Below are 23,427 nucleotides of genomic sequence, written 5' to 3' on the forward strand. Positions count from 1 at the left end.
CCCGACACTTGGATACCAGCCAAAACTCAGCGCCAGCAAACGCTCATTCAGCCCTCGGCAATCTACTGCCAGCCGACCGTAAGACCATTGATAAGTCCGCGAACATGACAGAAATCTGACGAACGATCAGGATTTGGTCGCGAAAGCAAGGGTTTGCCTGTTTCGGTATCAATCACTAATGCGATGCCAAGAACGCCAACAGCTTTTCTTCATCGATGGGTTTCGTCATCAAACGCAGGCCCGCTTTGTTGCAACTTTGTTTCAATTCTCGACCCCGATCCGCCGAGATGATGGCGGTCGGAACCGCCGCGAAACGCTCTGTGATCTCTTCGTAAAGCCCAAGCCCCGACGCGCCCGGCCCCAACTGATAGTCCAACAGCAGCACATCCGGAACCAACTGTATTTCCCGCAGCAGATCGACCGCTGCTTGTGCATCATGGGCCAACAGGACCTCCGCCCCCTGATTTTCGATCATCAGGGTCATCGCGTGGGCCAGCGGTTTGTCATTCTCGACCAACAGGACGATCATACCTTCTAGCGCATTGCGCCAGATAGGTACGTCATGTGTCCGTCCGGCGCGTTTCTTCGTTTGCCCTTGGGCGATTTCCATATTCAGCGAAAAACAGCTTCCCTGGCCAACTTCGGACCACAGGCTCAGTTCATGGCCAAGCCCTTTGGCGGCACGTTCGACGATGGCCAACCCCAGGCCAAGACCGTCGGCGCCCCCATGCGGCTCCAGTCTTTCGAATTCCTTGAAGATGGTCTCACGGGCACCTTCCGCGATGCCCGGGCCGGTATCCCAAACCTCTAGCCGGACCGAGCCACCGTTGCGGCGCACACCGACGATAACCCGACCATTGACCGTATATTTGATCGCATTGATAATGATATTTTGTACGATCCGCCGCAGGTAGCCCGGATCGCTCACAACACTCAGGCTGCTATCGACAATCGACAACTCCAGGCCTTTGGCCGTCGCCATCGGCGTCAATTCGTCCCGTAGAGGCCGTAGGATCGCGGACAATGGAACATCCTGAACATCGAAAACCGCACGACGGGCGTCCAGCCGCGAAATGTCCAACAGCGCCTCGATAATATTCTCGACCCCCAATAAAGCGTTTTCCGCCTTACCCAGTACCGCGCGCGTGTCATCATCAGGCAGGCGGTCGGACAACGAGGACAAAAACAGCTTTGCCGCCGACAGCGGTTGCAGCAGATCATGGCTTGCCGCGGCGACAAAGCGGGATTTCGACGCATTGGCGCGTTCTGCTTCGGCCAGCGCTTCGCCCAGCTCTTCGGTACGTGCGATGACCCCCTGCTCTAGCGTTTCGTTCATTGCGGCAAGCGCTTGTGCCGCCTCGCGTTCGGCCGTGACGTCGGTGAAGCTGATCACAAAACCACGATCCGGCATTTCCTGGGCAAAGACGCTCAGCGTCTGGCGGTCCTGACGGGTAATTTCGAACGCGATCGGTTTGCGCTGCGACCGCCGCGCGGCCCAGGTCGCCAATCTGTCGCGATCAAAACCGTCGTGGAACGTCAGATCCTTTTCGAGCATGCCAAGCAGGTCGGAAAAGGCCATGCCTTCGATTGCGCCTTGCGGCGGCAAGGCAAGACTGCGGTTCATGGTCTTGTTCCAGCCTACCAGCATGCCATCACGGTCAAAAATGCAAACCCCTTGGTTCAGATGATCAAGTGTGGCCTGCAGAATACGGGCCTGCTGGTTCAGCATCTTGTCACGCTGCTGCCGCTCGGACCGCATCATATCCGTCACGTCGGTCTGCAGAATTACTGTGCCGCCGCGGGCTGTGCGATGTTCACTGATCTGCAGCCAGCGGTTCCACATCAGTTGGACATTGAACACGACATGATCGCGGCTATGCCGCGACAGTCGCCGAGCAGCCCAGTCGTCCGGCGTTTGTTTGTCAGGGATCGCCAGATGCGTACTTCGCGAGACAAGGCCGACATAGTTGTGAAAGGTCAGCCCTTCACGTAGCTGATCACGAATGTCCGCGATATCCTTGCAAAAGCGGCTGTTGAACAGAACCAGACGCTCGTCGGGGTCGAACAGCGCAAAACCTTCATCGATGGTTTCGATGGCCTCCGCGATATTGGACCGCGCACGCTCGGTCTCGGTATTCGCCTGTTCCAGCTGCGCATTGGATTCCTGCAAAAGGTCAAGCGTACGTTCCAGCTCTTTTGTGCGCTGCCGCACCTGCGTTTCCAACAACGCCGCACGTTCGAATTGCTGATAGGCTAGGCCAGATTGCGCGTTTTTCTGCTCGACCCGGCGCATCAGTGATTGCGCGATAAGCAGCAGCTTTTCGTTCTGCCGTTCGATCGGGTCATTCGGATTAACGATCGACATCACTCGGCGACATCCCTGCGATAAAACGCGACCCCCGTCATGGTCTGGTTCACATGCAACGGCCCTATCTGCTCACCATAAGTCGAAAAGCCAGCCACGTTATGCTGCACCAAAATATCCGACAATTCACGTGTCATCTGGTTTTGTTCGGCCTCGATCCGGCGCAGAATACAGTCACAACCGATCACATCGGTAAAGGGTTCGTCTGCCGATAAATCGCGTAGCTTGCGTCTCAGATGGTCGGCCATGTCGGTCGGACGCGCGACCGTCAAAACCATGCCTTCATCGATCGCCGAAAAGAACACCAATTCGCCTGAATCGTTGACCTGCTGAATCGCGCGGACGTGATGATTTTCACCGATCCGCACTACAACCGGGTGCGAGGCAAAGGTGAACCGATCCAACTGATACGGGTCTTTGCCAACCAGCCGGGCATATTCCCGGGCTGCGGGTTCAGCATTGATGGATTTCACGATCCGCCGCTCCGGGTCGGCATCGGTAACCACCATCTGCGTATCTGTCGGTTCAAGATGATCCAGGCTGAACACCGCAGTGCGATGGCGCGACCGGATCAGGTTAAGCACAGCCCCGCTTTCCAGAATTTCACCGTTGAGCGATACGAACGTGCTTTGAAAATCCGTGCCGTCACCAGCCGACGCGCCAAAAAGCGGCAGGTCCCGTAGCGCGGGCGAAATGGTCGCTGTCAACATATCCTCTCGCAATGACAGACCATCGACGATCAGAAATGCGAAACCGGTCTCCATATCCGGGCACCGCTCCTGCAACGCAACCCGTTCCTGCGCGATCCGATCTGTCTCGGCCACAGGGTCGAACGTCTCAAGATTGGCGATCGCGATAGCCGTTGCACTGAAATCCGTCTCAGGAAATCCAACCGCGACGATCTGGCCTTCCTGATAACCAGTGACGCCAATTTCGCCTGCAGTGGTACAGGCGACAACACGGGTGCCTGGAAAAAAGCGTGCCGCCTCAGCCACGATCGCCCGAAAGTCGGCGCGGGGGGAAACGAAAAGGATCAGAAGGCTGAACGAGACAGTGCCCAACATATCATGCAGTGCCGCGACCGGCGCGTCATGCCCGCAGCTTACCTGCGCCTTGCGCAACAGGCCATCCGATGACGCGAACGCCTTCGCCATTACGAAAATCCTCCCAGAACCGAAGGATAAGGCGTTCAGCTCGAATTTGACAAGGTGTTAAAAACACGCGCTTTTTGTGCCACCAGCACAGCTTGGGTCCGTCGTTGAACGCCCAGCTTGCGCATGATCGCGGTCACATGGGCCTTGACAGTGCCTTCTGCGATGGACAGATCGTAGGCGATCTGCTTGTTCAATTTACCTTCACAGATCAATTCCAGAATACGGCCCTGTTGATTAGTGAGTGACGACAACCGCGCCAAAAGCTGGCTTTGGTCAGTGTCACGCTCTGCCTCGACAAAACCGGCCGGGGTATAGGTTTCACCGCTTGCTATGACGGAAAGTGCTTCTTTGAAGACCGCGCGACCTGAATGCTTTGGTACAAAGCCCGAGGCCCCTGCCGCAATCGCTCCATTTATGACCGCGTTGTCGGTCATCGACGACACAACGACGACGGGCGACTTTTCGGCACAACGCTTGATACGGATCAGACCGTCAAGTCCGCTGACATCCGGCAGGTTCAAATCCAAAAGGATTAGTGCAGGCGGCGAAGCGCTGTCCAATATGTTCAAACCCGCTTCTATGCAGTCAGACGTCTTGATCTCGGTAAAGGTCCCAAGCGCATGCAATGTCAGTTCCAGTGCGTCGCAAAACAGCGGGTGATCGTCAATGATCAGCACCCAACCGTTCAACTGTGGGCTGCGTGATACATCGGGGGTTTGTGCGGTGGCGCTATCCATAAGGTACTGTAGCGCCGGACGACTTTGGATGCCAATTCGCCAAAGGTCTAAGAGGTCGACGTACCACGCTAATGTCGGGGACCCGTGTCAGCCGATCCATTCCGCCCGGCAAACGATCGCATTCGGTAAGCGGCTCGGGTCGCTTCACAGTTACCCGCAGCACCGACGATGGCGGGCCATGCACCCCGATCTTGTGGACCATCCTGCAATCGAAAGAAAGTCGCTATTTGTGAACAACACCTTCACCACGAAAGTCATCGGCTTATCCCGAGGCGAGACTCCTGCTGGGCACATCCGCTTAGAGGTCTATCACCCAACCAAAAAAGGCGCATCCCCATAGGGGTGCGCCGAAAACTGGCCGATAGGGAGAGTCGCTTAGTTTGCAGCCAGTTGTTGTGGCAAGCGGAAGGTCCAGAGAAGGCCACCCTGATTAAGGTAGTTCACAGCGCTTGCGACCTCACCGCCCCAAAGCGGTACAGCACCGCCCCAGCCTGAAATCACGGTGACGTATTGCTCACCATCCTGTTCCCAGGTGACAGGCTGACCGACGATTCCGGAACCGGTCTGGAATGACCACAGAACCTCGCCCGTCTCATCATTGAAGGCGACGAATTCGCCCTCGGGCGTGCCGGTAAAGACAAGCCCACCGGCGGTCGTCATCACACCACCCCACAGCGGTGCAGGGTTCTTGTATTCCCACACAATCTCGCCCGTATCGGGGTCAATCGCCTTTAGACTGCCGATGTGATCTTCATAGTTGGGTTTGATGGTAAAGCCGGACCCAAGATAGGCCGCGCCCTGTTTGTAAGTGATCGGCTCGTTCCAGATGTCCATGCCCCATTCGTTGGACGGCACATAAAACAGGCCTGTGTCAGGCGAATGCGCCATTGGCATCCAGTTCTTACCCCCAAGGAATGACGGGGATGAGAACACGACCTCACCCCGATTGCCATCGGCAGCCTCGGATGGGTCACCGGGCCGGTTCTCTTCGACAAAGATCGGACGACCGTTTTCGTCGATCCCTTCCGCCCAGCTGATGTCTTTCACAAACGGATATGCATCGACAAAAGCGCCATCTTCGCGGTTGAGGACGTAAAAGAATCCGTTCCGGTCAGCCGTCGCATAGCGTGCATTGCCCTCGCGATCAGTATAGGCAACCACTTCGTTCACGCCGTCATAATCCCAGCCTTCGCGTGGGGTCGTCTGGAAATGCCACTTGATCTCGCCATTCGCCGGATCGATGCCAAGACGCGATGCGGCATAGAGGTTGTCACCGGCATTATTGTCGGCTGGCGTGCCTGCATTGCGCAGATGACTGTTCCATGGTGCCGGGTTGCCAGTGCCAAAGACCAGCGTATCAGTATCGGCATCGTAGGAACCGCCCAGCCACGTCGCTCCACCACCAGTTTTCCACATATCACCGGGCCATGTCGCGTTCAGTGTGCCAGTCATGGTACTTTCTTCACCATTCAGCGTGCCCATATGACCTTCGATCACAGGACGGGTCCAAACCAGATCGCCAGTTTCGGCGTCACGGGCCTGAACCTCGCCGACGATCCCAAACTCACCACCGGAGTTGCCGGTCACGACCAGCCCGTTCACGATCAACGGCGCGGCGGTATAACTATACCCCGCCTTGTAATCCGCGATCTTCTTGTTCCAGACCACATCACCAGTGTCCTTGTTCAAGGCCACGATCCGCGCATCCAGGGTGCCGAAATAGATATTGTCGCCATAGATCGCTGCCCCGCGGTTCACAACGTCACAGCAAGGCAGGATACCTTCGGGAAGACGTGCGTCGTACTGCCAGATTTCCCGACCGGTCTTGACATCGATAGCGTAAAGGCGGCTGTAAGACCCAGTGATATACATCACACCGTCATGGATGATCGGCTGCGTCTCCTGACCACGTTGCTTTTCGCCACCAAGGGAAAAGGCCCATGCAGGCACGAGGTTTTCCACATTGTCACGGTTCAAAATGTCCAGCGGCGAATAGCGCTGCAGGTGCCGTCCCATGCCGTTCGTCAACACGTCCCCCGTGCTGACGGTATCGTTGAGTAGCATTTCCTCGGTGACCTGCGCCTCGGCAACCCCTGTGGTTGCGATGGCCGCGGCCACGGCGAATGCGAACCTTTTCATTGTGGTTCCTCCCTTTCCCAATAGCGATCACGCACCTCCCAGGCGCGGAATGATCCGCCTTCACTATCCGCGAAAAGGCTTCATTCGTGGTATTGAACCTTGGTCGTAAGACCTTCTCACGCTTGACGCGTGGGCGACTCGGGGGCCTTTGGTCGTATTCCGGGCGACCGAGATATCGGTCAATCTGTGCACAATCAGGGAGGCATTTATGACATTCATGAAAGCGATAGGCGGCGCCGTCAGTGGCCTGTGCTTGGCGACGGCCAGCTTTGCGGACACGCCGACGTTGCGCGCGGCGGTATTGAAATTCGGGACAGTGAATTGGGAGCTTAACACAATCCAGCATCACGGGTTTGACGCTGCCCATGGCTTTGACCTCGAAGTACAGGGCATGGCCGGCGGGTCCGCCGCCAAGGTCGCCTTTCAAGGGGGCGAGGCGGATGTGATCGTCTCCGACTGGCTCTGGGTCGCGCGGCAGCGGGCGGCCGGGAATGACTTTGTGTTCATTCCTTACTCCAAGGCTGTCGGCGGTATCATGGTCCAGGGTGAAAGTACTGCCCAGGATCTGACCGATCTTGAAGGCGCGCAGATTGGCATCGCTGGCGGGCCCTTGGACAAAAGCTGGCTGATCCTGCGGGCCTATGCCGAAAAGAACCATGGGATGGATCTGGCAGGCCAGACAGAGCAGGTTTTTGGCGCACCCCCATTAATCTTCGGTGCCGCAACCAGTGGCGAAGTCGACGCCGCGATCAACTTCTGGCATTTTGGTGCTAAAATGGAAGCAGGTGGGATGCGGACCTTGCTAAGCGTGGCGGAGGCCTCGGCCGATCTGGGCCTCGATCCGGAAACGCCGCTGTTGGGCTATGTCGTGAGGGGTGCAATGCTGCGCGACAATCCTGAATTGGTCGAGGGGCTGGCCGCGGCTTCGCGGGATGCCAAGGACTTGCTGGCCAGCGATGACGCCGAATGGGCGCGCTTGCGCCCCAACATGAACGCGGATGATGACGCGCAGTTTGCGGCGCTTGTCGCGGGCTTCCGCGCAGGTATTCCGGCGCCTGGGCCGATTGATGAGGCCGCAGCAGGCCGCATGCTGGAACTGATGTATGATTTGGGCGGCGAAGAACTGCTTGGCACCGCCACCGAACTGCCCGCAGGGACGTTCGCCCAAACGGGGAGTTGATTGAACATCGCCACGCATATTGATCAGGCGGGCGTTGCGGCGCCCATTTTGTCGGTGGACGTGAGCAGCCTGTCCTATGATGGCATGCCGGTTTTGTCCGACATCCGGTTGTCTGTGAACCGTGGTGAGACGATCGCCTTGGTCGGGCCATCGGGGATCGGAAAAACCTCGCTGTTGCGGATTATTGGGGGGTTGGAGCGCGGATGTTCCGGTGATTGTCAGGTGAATGGCCGCGTCGCGATGGTATTTCAGGAACCGACCTTGCTGCCGTGGCGCAGCGTGCTGGACAACATCACAATCACCACGGGTGTATCGACGGCGCAGGCGGATTCCGCATTGGCAGAGGTTGGGCTTTCGGATCGGGCGTTGATTTATCCGAACCGTTTGTCGCTCGGTCAACAGCGCAGGCTATCGCTAGCACGCGCTTTCGCGATCAAACCGGACCTGTTGCTAATGGACGAACCCTTCGTATCGCTCGATCCCGAACTGGTGGACGAGATGATGGCGCTGTTCGTGGGGTTACGGGATGCGCATGAGGTGGCGACGATCCTTGTGACGCATGTTGAGGATGAGGCACGGCGTTTGGCAGATCGCGTCGTTAGGTTGGAAGGCAGTCCAGCGACGATCGTAAGTGCACCGCAGTCTCCGGCTTGATCCGGGACCTCTACGTCGCCGCTGCTGGAGGCCCCGGATCACGTCCAGGGCTGCGTCACGACCGAACTAAAACAACGGCGCGTATTTCCAGTTGTCCGCATCCGGCGTGACCTCATCCAGATCATAATCCGCCGCAGCCAAACGCTGTGCAATCGGCAAGCCCTCCGCTGCCGCCTGATCCACGAGTTCACGCCCCAGTGTCTCGTCTTGGGCCACACCATGCCCGCGCATCAGGTTGATCCCATAGTTGAACTTGCCCACCGGATCGCCCAATTCCGCCGCGCGCCGATCCCATTCCGCTGCCGCATCCGGGTCGTATTCGCCGCCAAGACCGTTATTGTCCAACTGGCTCATCCACGTCATCGCGCCGGTATAGCCATCCTCGGCGCAGTTCAAAAACAATGTCCGTGCAGCGTCATGATCGCCGGATTTCGTCAGGGCATAGCCCATGGAGCATAAGGCCATCCCCGTCTTACCATTCTCCGCATCTTCGACATAACGCTGCCACGTCATCTCGTCCGGGTTGGTGGTGCCGTATTCCGAGAGGTCCTCGGCCAAGGCTGGGGCGGCGATAAGCGAAAAGAGGGTGATAATCTGTTTCATACAAAGCTTTTATCATATGGATCGGGATTTTTCATCACTGCCATAGTCGTAGAAAAGGTCAGCTTCTGCGCCGTATCCCGCTGCCTTCGGGGCTGTATCCCCACAAAGCGGCAGCCGTGAACACCGCAGCGGCAAGCAATGTCCAGCCCAAAGCCGCCCCGTTGAACTGGGTATGGAGGGCGAAGCGGATCAGTTCGACCGCGTGTGTGAACGGGTTCACGGCGCAGATATCGTGAAGCAATTCGGACGACTCGGCCATCTTCCACAGCGGGTAGAGCGCGGAGGACAGGAAGAACATCGGGAAGATGACGAAGTTCATGGCGCCCGCGAAGTTTTCGAGTTGCTTGATGAAGCTGGAGAGGAGCAGCCCGAGCGAGCCCAGCATCAGCCCCGCGACGATCAGCGCGGGCAGGACGGTGATGTAGCCCGCAGCGGGCATCTTGATCCCGTAGAGACCGGCGATCAGCAGGAAGGCGTAGACCTGCAGGATGGAGATTGCCGTTGCCCCCAGCAGCTTGGACATCAGCAACCACCAGCGCGGCATTGGGCTGGTGAGCAGCAGTTTCATCGAACCCATCTCGCGGTCATAGATCAGTGACAGCGACGATTGCATCCCATTGAACAAGAGGATCATCCCGCACAGGCCCGGAACGATGTAGGTCTCGTAAGTGATGTAGGTTTGGTAAGGCGGAATGATCGACAGTCCGAGTGCTGCGCGAAAGCCCGCGGCGAAAACCAGCAACCAGACAAGCGGGCGAACGAGGGCCGCGACAAAGCGTTCGCGTTGGTGGACGAAGCGCAAAGCCTCGCGCGTGATAATCGCGATCAAAGACGTCAGATAGCCGGTCATGCCGTCAGCGCCAGAAATGCGTCCTGCAACGATGCGTCACCTTGAAAATCGCGCGCATCGGCGTCGGCGAGGACACGGGCTTGATGCAGGATGACCAAACGGTCATCCGGGCGGACTTCGTCTGCTAAATGCGTTGCCCAAAGGATCGTCGTCCCATCATCGGAAAGGCTATGCACGTGATCGGTGATACTGGCCCGGGCAGCAGCATCAAGGCCCACGGTCGGCTCGTCCAGCAGCAGCACGGCAGGGCTATGCAGCAAGGCCCGCGCGATTTCGGCCCGACGTCGATGACCGCCATTCAGCGTGCGCGCCTTCTCGCGTGCGCGATCGGTAATTTGCAGGCGGTCAAGCACCGCGTCGATCCTATTGGCCCGCTCACGCCCGGCGATCCCCTGCAGCGCGGCAAAGTAAGACAGGTTTTGTCGCACCGTCAGATCAAGGTCTAACGTCGATTGCTGAAACACGATACCGAGCTTCGCCAGCGCAGCGCGGGGTTGCGTATTCAGATTGATGCCCGCAATCTCGATCCGCCCCTCGGGTGGCACAAACAACCGCGTCAGAACGTTGAACAATGTCGATTTACCAGCACCGTTCGGACCAAGAAGGGCACAAAACGCGCCCTGCGCCACTTCAAAACTCACGTTATCCAGTGCCGTCTTCGCGCCGTAGCTATAGGACAGGTCTGCGACGCGGATGCCGGTCATTGAATCGTGATCTCGATCCTTTGGGTCTCGCCCGTCGTGCCGGGGATCTTCATGTAATAGCTGCCGGGTTTGATGGCGATGAAGCCGATTTCCATTTCGCCCGCTTCGTCAAATTCGACGCTATCAAGGCCTAGAGGGCGGATTTCGAGGCCCTCGACGACGATTTCATCAATCCAGATCGCGCGGAAGAATTCGGGGCCGACAAGGGCCAGTTCCTGACTGCCATCGCCCTGAATTTCGAACTCGTAGTAGGTGCCCGACTTCAGCACCCAGGGTTCTGCCGAAAGCGGCTCTCCTGCCGACAGGATGATCGGCGGCAGATCTTCCTTGTTGCTACCCGACAAAAGGCCTGCGGCGCCAAAGCCGTCATCGTCTGCAAATGCAGGCAGGGCAAAAGCAATGGTGACGAATGTTGTCAGAAGTTTCATGATGGGGCCTTTACTCTATTGGGCGGTAGGCCGCACCCCAGGGGAAGCGACCGACCTTGATGGTTTTGATGGGTTCGCGCGCGGCAACGTCGATGACCGTCACATCGCCCGACACACCATTGGTTGTGAAAAGTTGCGTTTTGTCGCCGTTGAAATCCATGTGCCAGACGCGGCGACCGACAAGGATGTAGTCCTCAACTTCGAAGGTCTCGGCGTTGACGACCGCCACGTGGTTCGATGGACCAAGGGCGACGAACGCAGTTTTCTCATCTGCCGTGAACTCAAACCCTACGGGTTGCACCCGGTCGGGATGGACGCCCTGGACCTCGAAATCGATCTTCGCGATCTCGCTTTGGTCTGCGACATTGAACACCGTAATCGTGCCGCCAATCTCGGAACTGACCCACATCTGCGCGCCACCGGCCACGAATTCCGCATGGCGCGGGCGGCTGTCGACGAGGGTGTTGGCGAACAACTCTTGCGTTTCCGTATCGATCCAATGGGCCATATTGGTCGTCTCGGATGTGGTGATGGCAATCTTACCATCCGGTGACACCGCCATGCCTTCGGGCTCCACCCCCACATCGATCTGCGCGATGACCTGACGGGTTTCGGTATCCACAACCGTGGTTATCGCGTCATCCTCGTTCGCGATGTAAAGGTGCCGGTCATTCGGGTGCAGCACAAACTGCTCCGGGTCCTCACCAGAGGGCAGGTCGTGTAGGATCTCACCCGTATTCGGGTCCATCACTTGCACCGCGTCGCTGTCCGACGCACAGATGTAGACCCGGCTGAAATCTTTGGAAAAGGTTATTCCACGGGGCCGCTCACCGGTCTCGTAAGTCTGGATGACCTCAAGCGTCTCGGTGGAAATGATCGAGACAGTATCATCCTTTTCATTCGTCACCCAAATCTCGCCCGCCCATGCCGGGGTGGCTAGAACACTCAGGGACAGGGCGGTCAAACGGATCATTGAAAGGCCTCGCAGTTGCTTTCGGGGCTGTCACGCCCAAGGGTGTCGAGCTCGTTGGTTTGGTGCAAAAAACCCTCCAAAGGCGCTTGCGCCACCAGGGCGCGGGGATGGGCGATGGCGATCGGTTGGCGCAGTTGTCCATTCCAGTCGCGATAGGTCAGCGGGCGACCCTTGAAACCGGCCAACTCGAATTCATTCGACATGATGTAGTCACGCAAAACAGCCACATCGGCGCTATCCGTTCGCGTCACCGCCTCGCCCAAGGTACGCATCGCGGCCCATGCGGCATAGTCCTGACTGGTCATATCGCGCGCATGTTCTTTCTGGAAGCGGCTTTGCAACTGGGCCGCACCCCATTGTTCGATAACAGGCGACCATGTCAGCGCGCTCAGCCCCTCAGACCCGGCCACTGGCCGTGCTTGCCAAGTATTGTAGAGGATGTAACGGCCGAAATCCTGCTCTTCATCCGCGATGATCAGCACGTCGTAGTCATCGAAATCCTGCGTAAACAGCGGCACTTCCTGGGCCGCGGCGCGACGCATGTCGGCGTCGAACGCCCATTCTTTCTCGGCACGAATTTCGAGGTTGAACTTGGCTAGACTGTTTCGCATCGCCTCAGTATAGCGCACGTCACGTGGATGGGTGCCGGTGATCATCACCAGATCGTCCCAGCGACGCTTGAAGAAAAACTGCGCCAGTGCGTCCGTGCGCATGGCGTCCGAAGGTAGGGCATGCAGGACATTCGCGCGGCACGCGGTATCGCGCAGATCCGTTTCTCCGGCTGCGGTGTTGAAGATAATCGCACTCGCAGCTTCCGGAAGGTCCGCGATCTGCAACAAAACGTCAGCAGGTGCGTCAAGGATCAGGTACGGCGACGCTGACAGAATTTCCTTTGCGGCCGCAATCGGATCGTCGCCATCTTCCAACATCGTGCTGGTCAGCTCGTATGTATGGTTGAGAAATTTGCCCGTCGTCGCATTGTCGCTGAGGCCAGTCAGCGCACCGGCCAAGCCGATATCCTCCGGTTCCGGATCGAGATTGGACAGGGTCGGTGGCCGCTCTTCGAAGACCGATAAATAGCCCACGTTCAACGCAACCTCAGCTTGCGTCACCGTCGCGCAAAGCGCTACGCAAAGCGTCGTAATGAATGAAGTCCTCCCCATGACCCGGACGCTAACAACCCGGTTGATCCGACCGAAATACGACCTTGGTCGCGGTCGCACGTGGTTTGACACCAAGGTCATATATTCAGGTGGGAAATCCCGTGTCAAAGACATGGCTGAGCGGAAAAGAAACCGTTTTCGGAGGATCATCATCATGTACAATATCACGCTAAAACGCGGCCTGATCGCAACGGCGATTGTTGTGACGGCAACACTCGTGAACGCACATGGTGACGTCGCACCGCAGGCCGTCGACACGACCGGACTGCCCGAAACGGGCCAAGAATGGCTGACCGAAAACCCCTATCGCGCCGATGCAGTGGGCGAAGATGTCTGGCTGAAAGCGGTGCAGGTCGGGGCTTCGGGCTACAACCAGAACTGCGCGCGGTGCCACGGGCTCGAGGTCGTATCGGGCGGGCTGGCCCCTGACCTGCGTTTTCTCGAGGCAGAAGAATACGGCGATGAATGGTACGTAGAACGCTTCCGCACCGGTTACACGCAGAATGGCACGACCAAGATGCCAGCCTTCGGCGATCTGTTGGGACAGGATGCGGCCTGGGCGATCCGGACCTACATCGAAACGCGACCTGATGATGTGGTCATGGCTGATTTTGTTGATGAGCTTGCCGCACTGAGGGATCAGATGAAGGGCTATGCCAGCGATGCATCGGGCGCGGATACTGAAGGGCTGAAAGCGCGGCTGACCGAAATCGCCGCTGAAATTCCCACGATGTCCGGCGCGCCGGTGGCCGACAGCGTGGCCTTCCGCGCGGCCAATATCATTGACGGCTCGCCAGAGGCGTATGCAGAGGCTGTCGAGACATTGACGATCGGTTTGTCTGCTGCACAATAAGGTATGTCGCTGATTTCCAGGTTTTCCGTCATTGCGCTGTGCCTTCTGACCGCGGGCCAGGCCCACGCGGACGATCCCTGTGCCTATTACGCGCCGCAGGCGCGTCCGCAGAATGTGGGTCGCGATATCGTCGGGCAGGAACTCGATCAGATTCAGGATCAGGGACATATGCTTTTCGCGGTCTACGCCGATTTTCCGCCCTATTCGTGGGAAGAACGCGGTCAACCACGCGGCGTCGATATCGACATCGCACGCATCATTGCTGATGACCTTGGCGTCGAAGCCCGGTTCAACTTTGTCAATGCGGGCGAAAACCTCGAGGCTGATCTACGCAACAACATCTGGAAAGGGCCGCTGATCGGCGGGCGGATCGCCAACGTCATGATGCGGATCCCCTACGATTCGGCCTTTAAATGCCGGGTCGAGCAGGTGGTTTTCACAGGCCAATACGCTGCCGAGTCGATCGCGATCGCCTATGCGAAAGAAAGCTATCCGGACGAAAAACCCGTACCGGCCTATTTCCGGTTCGACGGCGTAGCGGTGGAAAATGACTCGATTGCAGATTTCTATCTGTCATCCTTCGCGGGCGGTCAACTGGCTGGTAATATGCAACGGTTCGCCAACATTGCTGCGGCGATGGAGGCCTTGAACGCCGGAAAGGTCATGGCGGCAATGGGGCCGCTGGGCCAGTTGGAATATGGTCTGAACGAAACCTCCGACGTGCACCAACCACCGCTCGCTGGCTTCGCCGTCAGCGAATGGACACTTGGCGTTGCCGTGCACTTCGCCTACCGACCATTGTCCTACGCCGTAGATGATGCGATCAATTATGCACTTCAGGACGGACGGATCGCCGAAATCTACGCCGATTACGGGCTCAGCTTTCAAGAACCCGAAAGATGACCGGACTAGGCCATTGGTCGCATATGCTCAAACCACGCGGGGGCCTAGGCTCATTTTTGATATGAACGGAATACGCAGATGAACCTCAACGGAAGCCGTAACATCAATGCTGATAAACAGACCGTCTGGGCGGCGCTGCTGGACTCCGAGGTTTTGAAGCAATGTGTGCCCGGCTGTACCGAGATGTCGGGCAACGCGGATGACGGTTTCGAGGCGACGGTGGTGCAAAAGGTCGGCCCTGTGAAAGCGACGTTCAAGGGGACCGTAACGATCAGCGACCGGGTCGAGCAGGAAAGTCTTGTGATTTCCGGCGAGGGCAAAGGCGGTGCGGCCGGCTTTGCCAAGGGCGGCGCCAATGTGCAGTTGGAAGAGGACGGCGACGGCACGATCCTGAATTACGAGGTCGAGGCGAAGGTCGGCGGTAAGCTCGCCCAGTTGGGCTCGCGTATCATCGATGGTTTCGCCAAGAAAATGGCCGATCAGTTCTTTGCGAATTTCCAGGATGCGGTCGAACCGCCAGGAGAAGACGCGACAGAAGAAGAAACAGAAAAGAAAGGTTGGTTCACGCGTCTGCGCACGGGCTGATCGGGATTATCCGAAGGGAGGGATATCAATGACATCAGTGTCAATGAAGGTGAATGGCAAAGACGTGTCCGGACAGGTTGAGGGCCGGACATTGCTTGTCGATTTTCTGCGAAACGATTTGCGACTGACGGGAACCCATGTGGGCTGCGACACGTCTCAATGCGGAGCCTGCGTGGTGCATGTGAACGGTGCGGCGGTCAAGGCCTGCGCAATCTTCGCCATCGAGGCTGACGGGGCCGAGGTCGCCACTATTGAAGGTCAGGCCAATGCCGATGGATCGCTGTCCGTCATCCAGCAGGCCTTTCAAGACCATCACGGCTTGCAGTGCGGCTTCTGCACACCCGGCATGGTGATGTCGGCGGCTGCCTTGTTGAAGGAAAATCCGAAACCAACCGAAACTGAAATTCGCGAATATCTCGAAGGCAATATCTGCCGCTGCACCGGCTACCACAACATCGTTAAGGCAATCATGGCCGCATCCGGCCAGGACGTAGCCGCCATCGCAGCCGAGTGATTTAATGGCGTGGTGGATCAAGATCCATCTTACGCCGCCGTATCGTAAGGTGGGTTTCAACCCACCCTCCAGGGAGGAATAACATGCCAAAAGACAGTGGAATTGGGGCCAGCACAAAGCGCCGCGAGGACGTGCGCTTTCTGACAGGTGCTGGCAACTACACCGACGACATCAACATTCATGGCCAAGCCTACGTGCATTTTCTGCGCGCTGACGTGGCCCACGCAACGATCAACAACGTGGATACGAGCGCTGCGGCATCAATGCCCGGCGTTCTGCACATCTTCACCGGCGCGGATTTCGAGGCTGTGGGCGGTCTGCCCTGCGGCTGGCAGGTGACGGACAAGCACGGCGAACCCATGCAGGAACCCAAGCACCCGGTGCTGGCCCACGGCAAAATCCGCCATGTTGGTGAGGCAGTGTGCGCCGTGATCGCTGAAACCTATGCACAGGCCCGCGATGCGGCAGAGGCGATTGAACTGGACCTGACCGAACTGCCAGCCGTTGTGGACATGAAAGCCGCCGTCGCTGACGGGGCCACAAAGGTCCACGACGATCTGACATCGAACCTCTGCTACGACTGGGGCTTCGTGGAAGAGAACAAGGCGGCGACTGACGAGGCCTTCGAGAAGGCAGCGCATGTCACGACGCTGGAACTGGTCAACAACCGCCTTGTCGCCAATCCGATGGAACCGCGCGTGGCCGTGGGTGATTACAGCCCGTCGGATGACATGCACACACTCTACACAACGTCGCAAAACCCGCACGTCATCCGCCTGCTGATGGGTGCGTTCGTGCTGGGCATTCCCGAGCACAAGCTGAAGGTCGTCGCTCCCGACGTGGGCGGTGGTTTCGGCACGAAAATATTCCATTATGCCGAGGAAGCGTTTTGCACCTTTGCCGCGAAGCAGTTGAAGCGTCCGGTCAAATGGACATCATCCCGGTCCGAGGCGTTCATGTCCGACGCGCATGGCCGCGACCACGTGACAAAGATCGAACTGGCGCTGGACGGTGACAACAACTTCACCGCGCTGCGGACAGAGACCTTCGCCAATATGGGTGCCTATCTGTCCACCTTCGCGCCTTCCGTGCCCACATGGCTGCACGGCACATTGATGGCCGGGAACTACAAGACGCCGCTGATCTACGTGAACGTCAAGGCGGTATTTACCAACACGGTCCCCGTCGATGCCTATCGTGGCGCCGGGCGACCAGAGGCCACGTTCCAGTTGGAGCGCGTTATCGACAAGGCCGCGCGAGAACTGGGCGTCGATCCGATCGCGCTCCGCCGCCAGAACTTCGTCACCGAATTCCCCTATGCCACCCCAGTGGCGGTCGAATACGACACGGGCGACTACGACGCGACGATGACCAAGCTGGAAGAGATTGCCGATATCAGCGGTTTTGCCGCCCGCCGCGCAAAAAGCGAGGCAAAGGGCAAGCTGCGTGGTCTTGGCGTGAACTGCTATATCGAGGCCTGCGGCATCGCGCCGTCGAACCTCGTCGGGCAACTTGGCGCACGTGCCGGTCTCTATGACGCAGCAACCGTCCGCGTAAATGCGACCGGTTCCATCAGCGTCATGGTCGGTGCCCACAGCCACGGGCAAGGGCACGAGACGACCTTCCCACAGGTCATCGCCGAGATGATCGGGATCGACGAAAGCCAGATCGATATCGTCCACGGCGACACGTCCAAAATCCCGTTCGGGATGGGCACCTATGGGTCTCGGTCGCTCGCCGTCTGTGGCTCTGCCATGGTGCGGGCTGCCGAAAAGGTGATCAACAAGGCCAAAAAGATCGCGGCGCACCTGCTGGAAGCCTCTGATGCAGATATTGAACTGAAAGACGGGCAATTCAGCGTCGCAGGGACCGACAAATCCGTGGCTTGGGGCGATGTGACCCTGGCGGCCTATGTGCCGCATAACTACCCGCTCGAGGACATTGAACCGGGGCTGGAGGAAACCGCCTTCTATGATCCGGCGAACTTCACCTATCCGGCGGGCGCCTATGCCTGCGAGGTCGAGGTTGATGCCGATACGGGTAAGGTCACTATCGAGCGCTTTGCGGCGGCGGATGATTTCGGCAACGTCATCAATCCAATGATCGTCTCCGGTCAGGTCCATGGTGGCATCGCCCAGGGGATTGGGCAGGCACTGCTCGAAAATTGCGCCTATGACGAAGACGGCCAGCTGATCAGCGCTTCCTACATGGACTACGCGATGCCACGCGCTGACGATGTGCCGTTCTATGCGGTAGATCATTCCTGCCAGACCCCCTGCACACACAACCCGCTGGGTGTGAAAGGCTGCGGCGAGGCCGGGGCCATCGGCTCACCTCCATCGGTAGTGAACGCGGTCATCGACGCGCTGCAATCAGGTGGCAAGAACGTGGTCCATATCGACATGCCGCTGACGCCGGCGCGTGTCTGGGACGCCATGAACGGTTGAGAGGACAGGACTGGAGGGGCCAGCCCCTCCAGACCACCCCGCGGTATTTTTGAACAAAAGAAGGGGAAACCCTTTCGAATGTTCTTGAGGAGGAACGAATATGTATGCTTTTGAAGTTGAGCGCCCATCGACCATCGCTGATGCGGTGAGCGCGTTGAAGGGGGAAGAGGCGCAGGCCTTAGGCGGCGGTCAGACCCTGATTCCCACGTTGAAACAGCGGTTGGCAATGCCATCGACCTTGGTCAGCCTCACCTCGATTGGCGAGATGCAGGGCGTTTGCGTCGGCGATGATGGCGCGGTCTGCATTGGTGGCGCGACCACCCACGCAACGGTGGCAGCGGCAGCGGCGGGCAGCTATCCCGCGCTCGCGGCCATGGCCAGCCATATCGGTGACCCCGCCGTGCGCAATCGCGGCACGATCGGCGGTTCGCTGGCGAACAATGATCCATCAGCTTGCTATCCGGCGGGCGCATTGGGATCAGGGGCGACGATCGTCACCAATAACCGCGAGATCGCGGCGGACGATTATTTCCAAGGTATGTTCGCGACAGCACTGGACGAAGGCGAGGTGATCACCGAGGTCCGCTTCCCCGTTCCGGAAAAAGCAAATTATCAGAAATTCGTCCAGCCTGCATCGCGCTTTGCCCTCGTAGGAGTGTTTGCGGCCAAGTACGCGAACGGTGTCCGCGTCGCCGTCACCGGCGCATCTGAGGGTGGCGTGTTCCGCTGGTCAGAGGCAGAGACCGCGCTGGCATCGAACTTCAGCGCTGATGCGATTGCCGATCTATCGGTTTCGGCGGATGGAATGATCGGCGACCTTCACGGATCGCCTGCCTATCGTGCGCATCTGGTGAAGGTCATGACAGGGCGGGCTGTCTCGGCAGCCGCCTGATCCGAAAACAACTTATCGAAAGGCCCTCGCGATTGCGGGGGTCTTTTTCATTAGAGACTACGCAGATTGCCGTCGAAATCGACCAGCGTGATCCGACCGATCTCGGGCAGGTCACCCACCGCAGCGATCAGATCCAGCGGCGCGAGGCAGAGGCCCGTCGACAGACAATCTGCCTGCGTCGCCGTTTCCGCCTCGACCGAGACACTGGACCAACGCGGTGCAGCTGTGGGATGCAGGATGTGCGCATGATCGCCCAGTGATAGCGCGCTTGGGCTGGACGTGGCGATCGCTTTGCCCTCCAATGTACGGGTGCCGAGTGTCCCGTGCGTCGGGTCGGACAGACCCAACCGCCACGGACCACCCAGACCACGATACTCGCCGATATTGATCAGCGCATCGCTTAGACCAAGCGCCGCAAACCGATCCGCGATCAAATCGGTCGCAAACCCCTGCCCGATCCCGTTGAACGTGAGGGCTTGGTTTGCATCCAGCGTTATCGCTTCCGCATCGTACTGCACGCGATCCCAATCGACGGCATCCCGGGCAACACGCGGATCCTGTCCCTGCGCGAGCGCCTGCCAGAGCGGTTGGACACTCGGGTCGAACAGGCCGTCTGTTTGTCGATAGCCTTGATCAGCGAAAACCATAAGCTGGCGGAACCACGATGACGGTCGGTCCAAACGGCCATTGGCATTCAACTGGCTCAGTGCCGAAGCAGGATCATATAAGCTGAATGTCGACTCGATCTCGCGCAGCATCGCTCGCGCATCCGCCAACGCTCTCTGCGTCACATCATCAGGTCCATGGATCGTGAGGCCGACCTCGGCCCCCAAGGCGCGGCCCTGCCATCGATGCGTCCGTGCCGCGGCAGGGCTCGCCGCCATACACGCGCTGATCGCGATGAACCTGCGCCGCGTGATGTTCATTCCGCCGCCACCGCACGCAACGGTCGTCGGTTCTTGGCCGCAAGTACTAACGGCACGCATTGGCGCGCATCATCGTGAATGGTCACGCAGTCCAGACATTGAAAGCATTCAGAGTATTGAATCTCCCCCGATTTCTTGATCGCGCCATAGGCGCATTTGACCTTACACAACTGACACGGCGATCCGCATTCAGACCGGCGCGCGATCCAGTCACGCCCGCGGATCAGACCGCCGATGGCCATCACCGCGCCAAGGGGACAGACATACCGGCAAAAGCCCTTGAACAGAACCATCGATAGCAACAGCAACCCTACCGCATAGGCTACATAATACCATTCGCGGATGAAAAAGGTCGTGATCGCCGTCTTGAACGGCTCGACCTCGATCGCCGTGTCCAGTCGTGCGGGGGCGGTAAAGATCAACGCGACCAGGGCGGCAACAACCACATATTTCAGCCCCTTCAGCCGTGTATCCCAAGCCTCCGAAACTGCGATCTGCGGCAGGCGCAGCAACCGGCCCAGATGATGGGCGAATTCCTGCAGCGCCCCGAACGGACACAACCACCCGCAAAATAGGCCCCTGCCCCACACTACGAATCCGACGATTGCCACGGCCCAAAGCAACAGGGAAAACGGGTCATATAGCAGAAACGCGAAACTGCCCCCGTCCCAGACCGTCCGGATCACCGCCAAAGGCGTCGCGATGGATAACTGACCCTGTCCCCACCATCCGACGAATGCGGTCATAACGGCCAAAATGCTCAACCGGATCGGTGTAAACAGTCGATGCCCGGCAAGGCGGTTCATCTGCGGACCCAGCAGGAACAATAGCGCAACCAGAAACCCGCCCAATACGATCAGATCAGTGCTACGGTTCCAGATCGCATCCACCCAGGGCGCCCGAGGCCGAATGACCTCCGGCCTGATGAAGAACCGCTCATCCGTTGACAGCGTGGTATCTAAAGACACCGATCCGATCTCGGGTTGAAAGACCCCGTGCTCGCGCAACCCCTTCACCTTCAATGTCCATTCCGAGGTCGGATCAAACCCCAACCGGCGATCGGTGCGCAGGATCAGGGCGGCCCCATCATGCAACGCCTCGGGCAGATCCGGATGCAGTTGGATAAAGATATCCGCATCGCGAAACGCGATCGGAAAGCCGCCTTGCTCGGCACTGATCAAATCGGGGGACGTGTTGCGGACGAAGTCCTCGGTCACCAATCCATGACGGGCGGTCTCGATCACCAGAACGGGCTCATCCGTTGTCGAGATGACCATGAAGTCCTGCAATTCGTCAAAGGTGCCGCCGGACAGCACCGCCCGCGCGATAGATGGCGGGCCGATATCGACAACCCACAGGTCAAGATACGTTCCATCCGGGTCGGCCTGCCCTTCCGGATCGTCATATTCCCAGATTGTATCCGCAAAGGCTGCGTTCATCTCGGCATTGGTCACCGTCCGGCGCGCGACCAACCCCTGATCGACCAGATCGGCCCATGTCAACTCCTCTGCATAATCCGGATCAGGATAGGCAGGCGGGCTTGTGGCGACGCCGTTCATCTTTTCCCGAGCGACCTTTAGCGTTGCCGCCAGAATACTCTCATGCGCGATCCGGACCGAGGCCGTCGCTTTGGTGACCCCATCCAGATAGACTAGGGCCGATCCATCCCCCCCGCTGCCATAAGGCGAGCCGACCACGAGAGAGTCCGAAATCGAATGGCCCCGATATTGCTCGAAAAACTTGTGAAACGGGGCCTCGCCCAACCCCGACACGAAAATCGGTTCATTGTGTGAAATCAGCTTCACATCCAGAAACCGGCCATCCAGATCGAGAACCACCAGCATATTAATCGTCGCCCCCGAAAAGCCCGGCAAGGGGGCCATCGGTTCGGTCTCGAATACATAGCCGGCCTCGGCCCCGCCAGAGTTCAGCAGTTGCCAGACGCCTTCGTCATTCAGCTGCGCTCCCAGCGACATCGGCGGGACGATATACGGCTCCAACACGTCGCGACCCGACGGTGCGGCAAAGGCGGCAAGGCCTTGGCACAGCAATACAATCAGGCTCAGACAAAACGTCAGCACGGGCATAGGCAAACTCTAAGGCGCGCCTGACACCGGGCCTATGCGACTTAGGTATGAAGGCACGATTTAGGCGTTGGGCCGGACATCGCTTTCATGACAAGCTAAGGCCATGACGTCCGACACCCCAAAAATGAACGGCGCGATCGCAGCGACGTCCTTGCTGGGCCTTCTTTTGCTCTGGACTGTGCTCGCCTGGCTCAAAGCCGACCCCAAGGTGCTGCCCACCCCGCTCGCCGTCGGGCAGATCATCCAGGCCGAGGCCGCGTCCGGCGAACTTGCCCACCACATGCTGGCCACGATCGGACGGGTCGCCGCCGCCTTCACGCTCGCCATGGGGCTGGGCATCCTGATCGGCATCGCAATGGGGCTCAACCGGCAGATCGACCGCTGGTTCAGCGCCTGGCTGATCGTGTTCCTCAACATCCCGGCCCTTGTCGTGATCGTGCTCTGCTACCTCTGGATTGGCCTGAACGAGGTTGCGGCAATCACCGCCGTCGCCCTGAACAAAACCGCGATGGTCGCCGTGACGATCCGCGAAGGTGCCCGCGCCCTTGACCCGAAACTGGGCGACATGGCGCAGTCCTTCCGTATGCGCCCCATGACCCGCTTCCGGCACGTGGTCCTCCCGCAACTTTGGCCCTTCATCGCCGCCAGCACCCGCAACGGGCTCGCCATCATCTGGAAAATCGTTCTGGTGGTCGAGTTTCTGGGGCGCAGCAACGGCGTCGGTTTCCAGATCCACCTCTACTTCCAACTCTTCGACATCGGCCACGTGATGGCCTACGCCTTCAGCTTCGTCGCGTTCATCCTACTGCTGGAATGGGCCCTGATCGCCGGGTTCGAACGGCGGGTGACGGCGTGGCGGATCGGTTAACTCTCAGCTCGGCAAACGCCCCGCCAAAGCCACCACACCCTTCCGCAGTAACTTGGGGTTCTGAAGATAACTTTCGTCGGTGATCTCATCCTCCATCACCTCGCACCGCACGGCCTCACCCTTGTAGAACAGAACACCATCAAAAGGCGTCGTGTCCTCCCAATCGGGTTCGCCCACGATGGCGATGTCCTCCAGCGACAGTTGCAGAAAAATATCCGCTAACTGCACCTCAGTGATGTCCCAAAGATAAAGCGTCGCGATGTAATTGAAATCGCCGTTTGAGGTGCCCCTAGTTTCCTAGACACCCGCCTGTTTTAGTTTGAGCTGTCTTTCTTCGAAGTCAACGGGCGACAGCATGCCGTTGTTTGTGTGCTTGCGTTTCGGATTGTAGAACATCTCGAT

The 23,427-nt window shown here is 58.6% G+C and carries 22 protein-coding genes; 9 read left to right on the forward strand and 13 right to left on the reverse strand.

Features of this window, described 5'->3' with window-relative positions; genetic code table 11:
* Positions 1 to 175: 175 nt before the first annotated feature.
* The 4 genes from V8J85_RS07290 to V8J85_RS07305 form a co-directional block, all read right to left on the reverse strand.
* Positions 176 to 2,365 (reverse strand): hybrid sensor histidine kinase/response regulator, encoded by a 2,190-nt coding sequence (locus tag V8J85_RS07290; protein ID WP_339953083.1) that lies wholly within the window; start codon positions 2,363 to 2,365, stop codon positions 176 to 178.
* The gene (locus tag V8J85_RS07295) at positions 2,365 to 3,519 is read right to left on the reverse strand and encodes an FIST N-terminal domain-containing protein (protein ID WP_339953018.1); all 1,155 of its coding nucleotides are present in this window, start codon (positions 3,517 to 3,519) and stop codon (positions 2,365 to 2,367) included. The genes V8J85_RS07290 and V8J85_RS07295 overlap by 1 nt, the downstream gene beginning before the upstream one ends.
* 35 nt (positions 3,520 to 3,554) lie before the next feature.
* Positions 3,555 to 4,256 (reverse strand): response regulator transcription factor, encoded by a 702-nt coding sequence (locus V8J85_RS07300; protein ID WP_339953019.1) that lies wholly within the window; start codon positions 4,254 to 4,256, stop codon positions 3,555 to 3,557.
* Between the two features lie 375 nt (positions 4,257 to 4,631).
* Entirely contained in the window at positions 4,632 to 6,395 is a 1,764-nt protein-coding gene (locus tag V8J85_RS07305) for a PQQ-dependent methanol/ethanol family dehydrogenase (protein WP_339953020.1), read from the reverse strand.
* 217 nt (positions 6,396 to 6,612) lie between these two features.
* Between V8J85_RS07305 and V8J85_RS07310 the strand changes: the two genes are divergently transcribed.
* On the forward strand, positions 6,613 to 7,575 hold the full coding sequence (locus tag V8J85_RS07310) for an ABC transporter substrate-binding protein (protein WP_445285885.1): 963 nt from the start codon (positions 6,613 to 6,615) through the stop codon (positions 7,573 to 7,575).
* Entirely contained in the window at positions 7,576 to 8,229 is a 654-nt protein-coding gene (locus V8J85_RS07315; protein ID WP_339953022.1) for an ABC transporter ATP-binding protein, read from the forward strand.
* Positions 8,230 to 8,295: 66 nt separating this feature from the next.
* Here the strand turns inward: V8J85_RS07315 and V8J85_RS07320 are convergent, their stop codons facing one another.
* Genes V8J85_RS07320 through V8J85_RS07345 form a run of 6 tightly spaced genes read right to left on the reverse strand, consistent with a single transcriptional unit; the run spans position 8,296 to position 12,950 of the window.
* Positions 8,296 to 8,832: a tetratricopeptide repeat protein gene (locus V8J85_RS07320; RefSeq protein WP_339953023.1), complete on the reverse strand. Its 537-nt coding sequence runs from the start codon at positions 8,830 to 8,832 to the stop codon at positions 8,296 to 8,298.
* A gap of 58 nt (positions 8,833 to 8,890) precedes the next feature.
* A complete protein-coding gene (locus V8J85_RS07325; RefSeq protein WP_339953024.1) occupies positions 8,891 to 9,682 on the reverse strand; it encodes an ABC transporter permease in 792 nt (263 codons plus the stop codon).
* The gene (locus V8J85_RS07330; protein WP_339953025.1) at positions 9,679 to 10,386 is read right to left on the reverse strand and encodes an ABC transporter ATP-binding protein; all 708 of its coding nucleotides are present in this window, start codon (positions 10,384 to 10,386) and stop codon (positions 9,679 to 9,681) included. Before V8J85_RS07330 ends, V8J85_RS07325 begins: the two co-directional genes overlap by 4 nt.
* Complete coding sequence (locus V8J85_RS07335) at positions 10,383 to 10,814, reverse strand: hypothetical protein (RefSeq protein WP_339953026.1); 432 nt, start codon at positions 10,812 to 10,814, stop codon at positions 10,383 to 10,385. Before V8J85_RS07335 ends, V8J85_RS07330 begins: the two co-directional genes overlap by 4 nt.
* 10 nt (positions 10,815 to 10,824) lie before the next feature.
* Positions 10,825 to 11,787 carry a YVTN family beta-propeller repeat protein gene (locus V8J85_RS07340; RefSeq protein ID WP_339953027.1) on the reverse strand — a complete coding sequence of 321 codons (963 nt, stop codon included), beginning with the start codon at positions 11,785 to 11,787 and terminating at the stop codon, positions 10,825 to 10,827.
* On the reverse strand, positions 11,784 to 12,950 hold the full coding sequence (locus V8J85_RS07345) for an ABC transporter substrate-binding protein (protein ID WP_339953028.1): 1,167 nt from the start codon (positions 12,948 to 12,950) through the stop codon (positions 11,784 to 11,786). Before V8J85_RS07345 ends, V8J85_RS07340 begins: the two co-directional genes overlap by 4 nt.
* A gap of 154 nt (positions 12,951 to 13,104) precedes the next feature.
* On the opposite strand from V8J85_RS07345, the gene pedF reads away from it, so the two are divergent.
* From pedF to V8J85_RS07375, 6 genes are all read left to right on the forward strand, one after another.
* Positions 13,105 to 13,803 carry a cytochrome c-550 PedF gene (gene pedF / locus V8J85_RS07350; protein WP_339953029.1) on the forward strand — a complete coding sequence of 233 codons (699 nt, stop codon included), beginning with the start codon at positions 13,105 to 13,107 and terminating at the stop codon, positions 13,801 to 13,803.
* Between the two features lie 3 nt (positions 13,804 to 13,806).
* On the forward strand, positions 13,807 to 14,706 hold the full coding sequence (locus V8J85_RS07355) for a substrate-binding periplasmic protein (RefSeq protein WP_339953030.1): 900 nt from the start codon (positions 13,807 to 13,809) through the stop codon (positions 14,704 to 14,706).
* Positions 14,707 to 14,784: 78 nt separating this feature from the next.
* Positions 14,785 to 15,291: a CoxG family protein gene (locus tag V8J85_RS07360; RefSeq protein WP_339953031.1), complete on the forward strand. Its 507-nt coding sequence runs from the start codon at positions 14,785 to 14,787 to the stop codon at positions 15,289 to 15,291.
* 28 nt (positions 15,292 to 15,319) lie between these two features.
* A complete protein-coding gene (locus tag V8J85_RS07365; protein WP_339953032.1) occupies positions 15,320 to 15,805 on the forward strand; it encodes a (2Fe-2S)-binding protein in 486 nt (161 codons plus the stop codon).
* 83 nt (positions 15,806 to 15,888) lie between these two features.
* Positions 15,889 to 18,252: a xanthine dehydrogenase family protein molybdopterin-binding subunit gene (locus V8J85_RS07370; protein ID WP_339953033.1), complete on the forward strand. Its 2,364-nt coding sequence runs from the start codon at positions 15,889 to 15,891 to the stop codon at positions 18,250 to 18,252.
* A gap of 100 nt (positions 18,253 to 18,352) precedes the next feature.
* Complete coding sequence (locus tag V8J85_RS07375) at positions 18,353 to 19,144, forward strand: FAD binding domain-containing protein (RefSeq protein WP_339953034.1); 792 nt, start codon at positions 18,353 to 18,355, stop codon at positions 19,142 to 19,144.
* 50 nt (positions 19,145 to 19,194) lie between these two features.
* Here the strand turns inward: V8J85_RS07375 and V8J85_RS07380 are convergent, their stop codons facing one another.
* Positions 19,195 to 20,070 (reverse strand): FAD:protein FMN transferase, encoded by an 876-nt coding sequence (locus V8J85_RS07380; RefSeq protein ID WP_339953035.1) that lies wholly within the window; start codon positions 20,068 to 20,070, stop codon positions 19,195 to 19,197.
* Positions 20,067 to 22,157, reverse strand: coding sequence for a 4Fe-4S binding protein (locus tag V8J85_RS07385; RefSeq protein ID WP_339953036.1), 2,091 nt, complete (start codon positions 22,155 to 22,157; stop codon positions 20,067 to 20,069). The genes V8J85_RS07380 and V8J85_RS07385 overlap by 4 nt, the downstream gene beginning before the upstream one ends.
* 103 nt (positions 22,158 to 22,260) lie before the next feature.
* Between V8J85_RS07385 and V8J85_RS07390 the strand changes: the two genes are divergently transcribed.
* Positions 22,261 to 23,025 carry an ABC transporter permease gene (locus V8J85_RS07390; protein WP_339953037.1) on the forward strand — a complete coding sequence of 255 codons (765 nt, stop codon included), beginning with the start codon at positions 22,261 to 22,263 and terminating at the stop codon, positions 23,023 to 23,025.
* A 3-nt stretch (positions 23,026 to 23,028) separates the two neighbouring features.
* Here the strand turns inward: V8J85_RS07390 and V8J85_RS07395 are convergent, their stop codons facing one another.
* Positions 23,029 to 23,253 (reverse strand): hypothetical protein, encoded by a 225-nt coding sequence (locus tag V8J85_RS07395; protein WP_339953038.1) that lies wholly within the window; start codon positions 23,251 to 23,253, stop codon positions 23,029 to 23,031.
* Between the last annotated feature and the right edge of the window lie 174 nt (positions 23,254 to 23,427).

Source organism: Yoonia sp. 2307UL14-13 (assembly GCF_037572755.1).
GTDB lineage: Bacteria > Pseudomonadota > Alphaproteobacteria > Rhodobacterales > Rhodobacteraceae > Yoonia.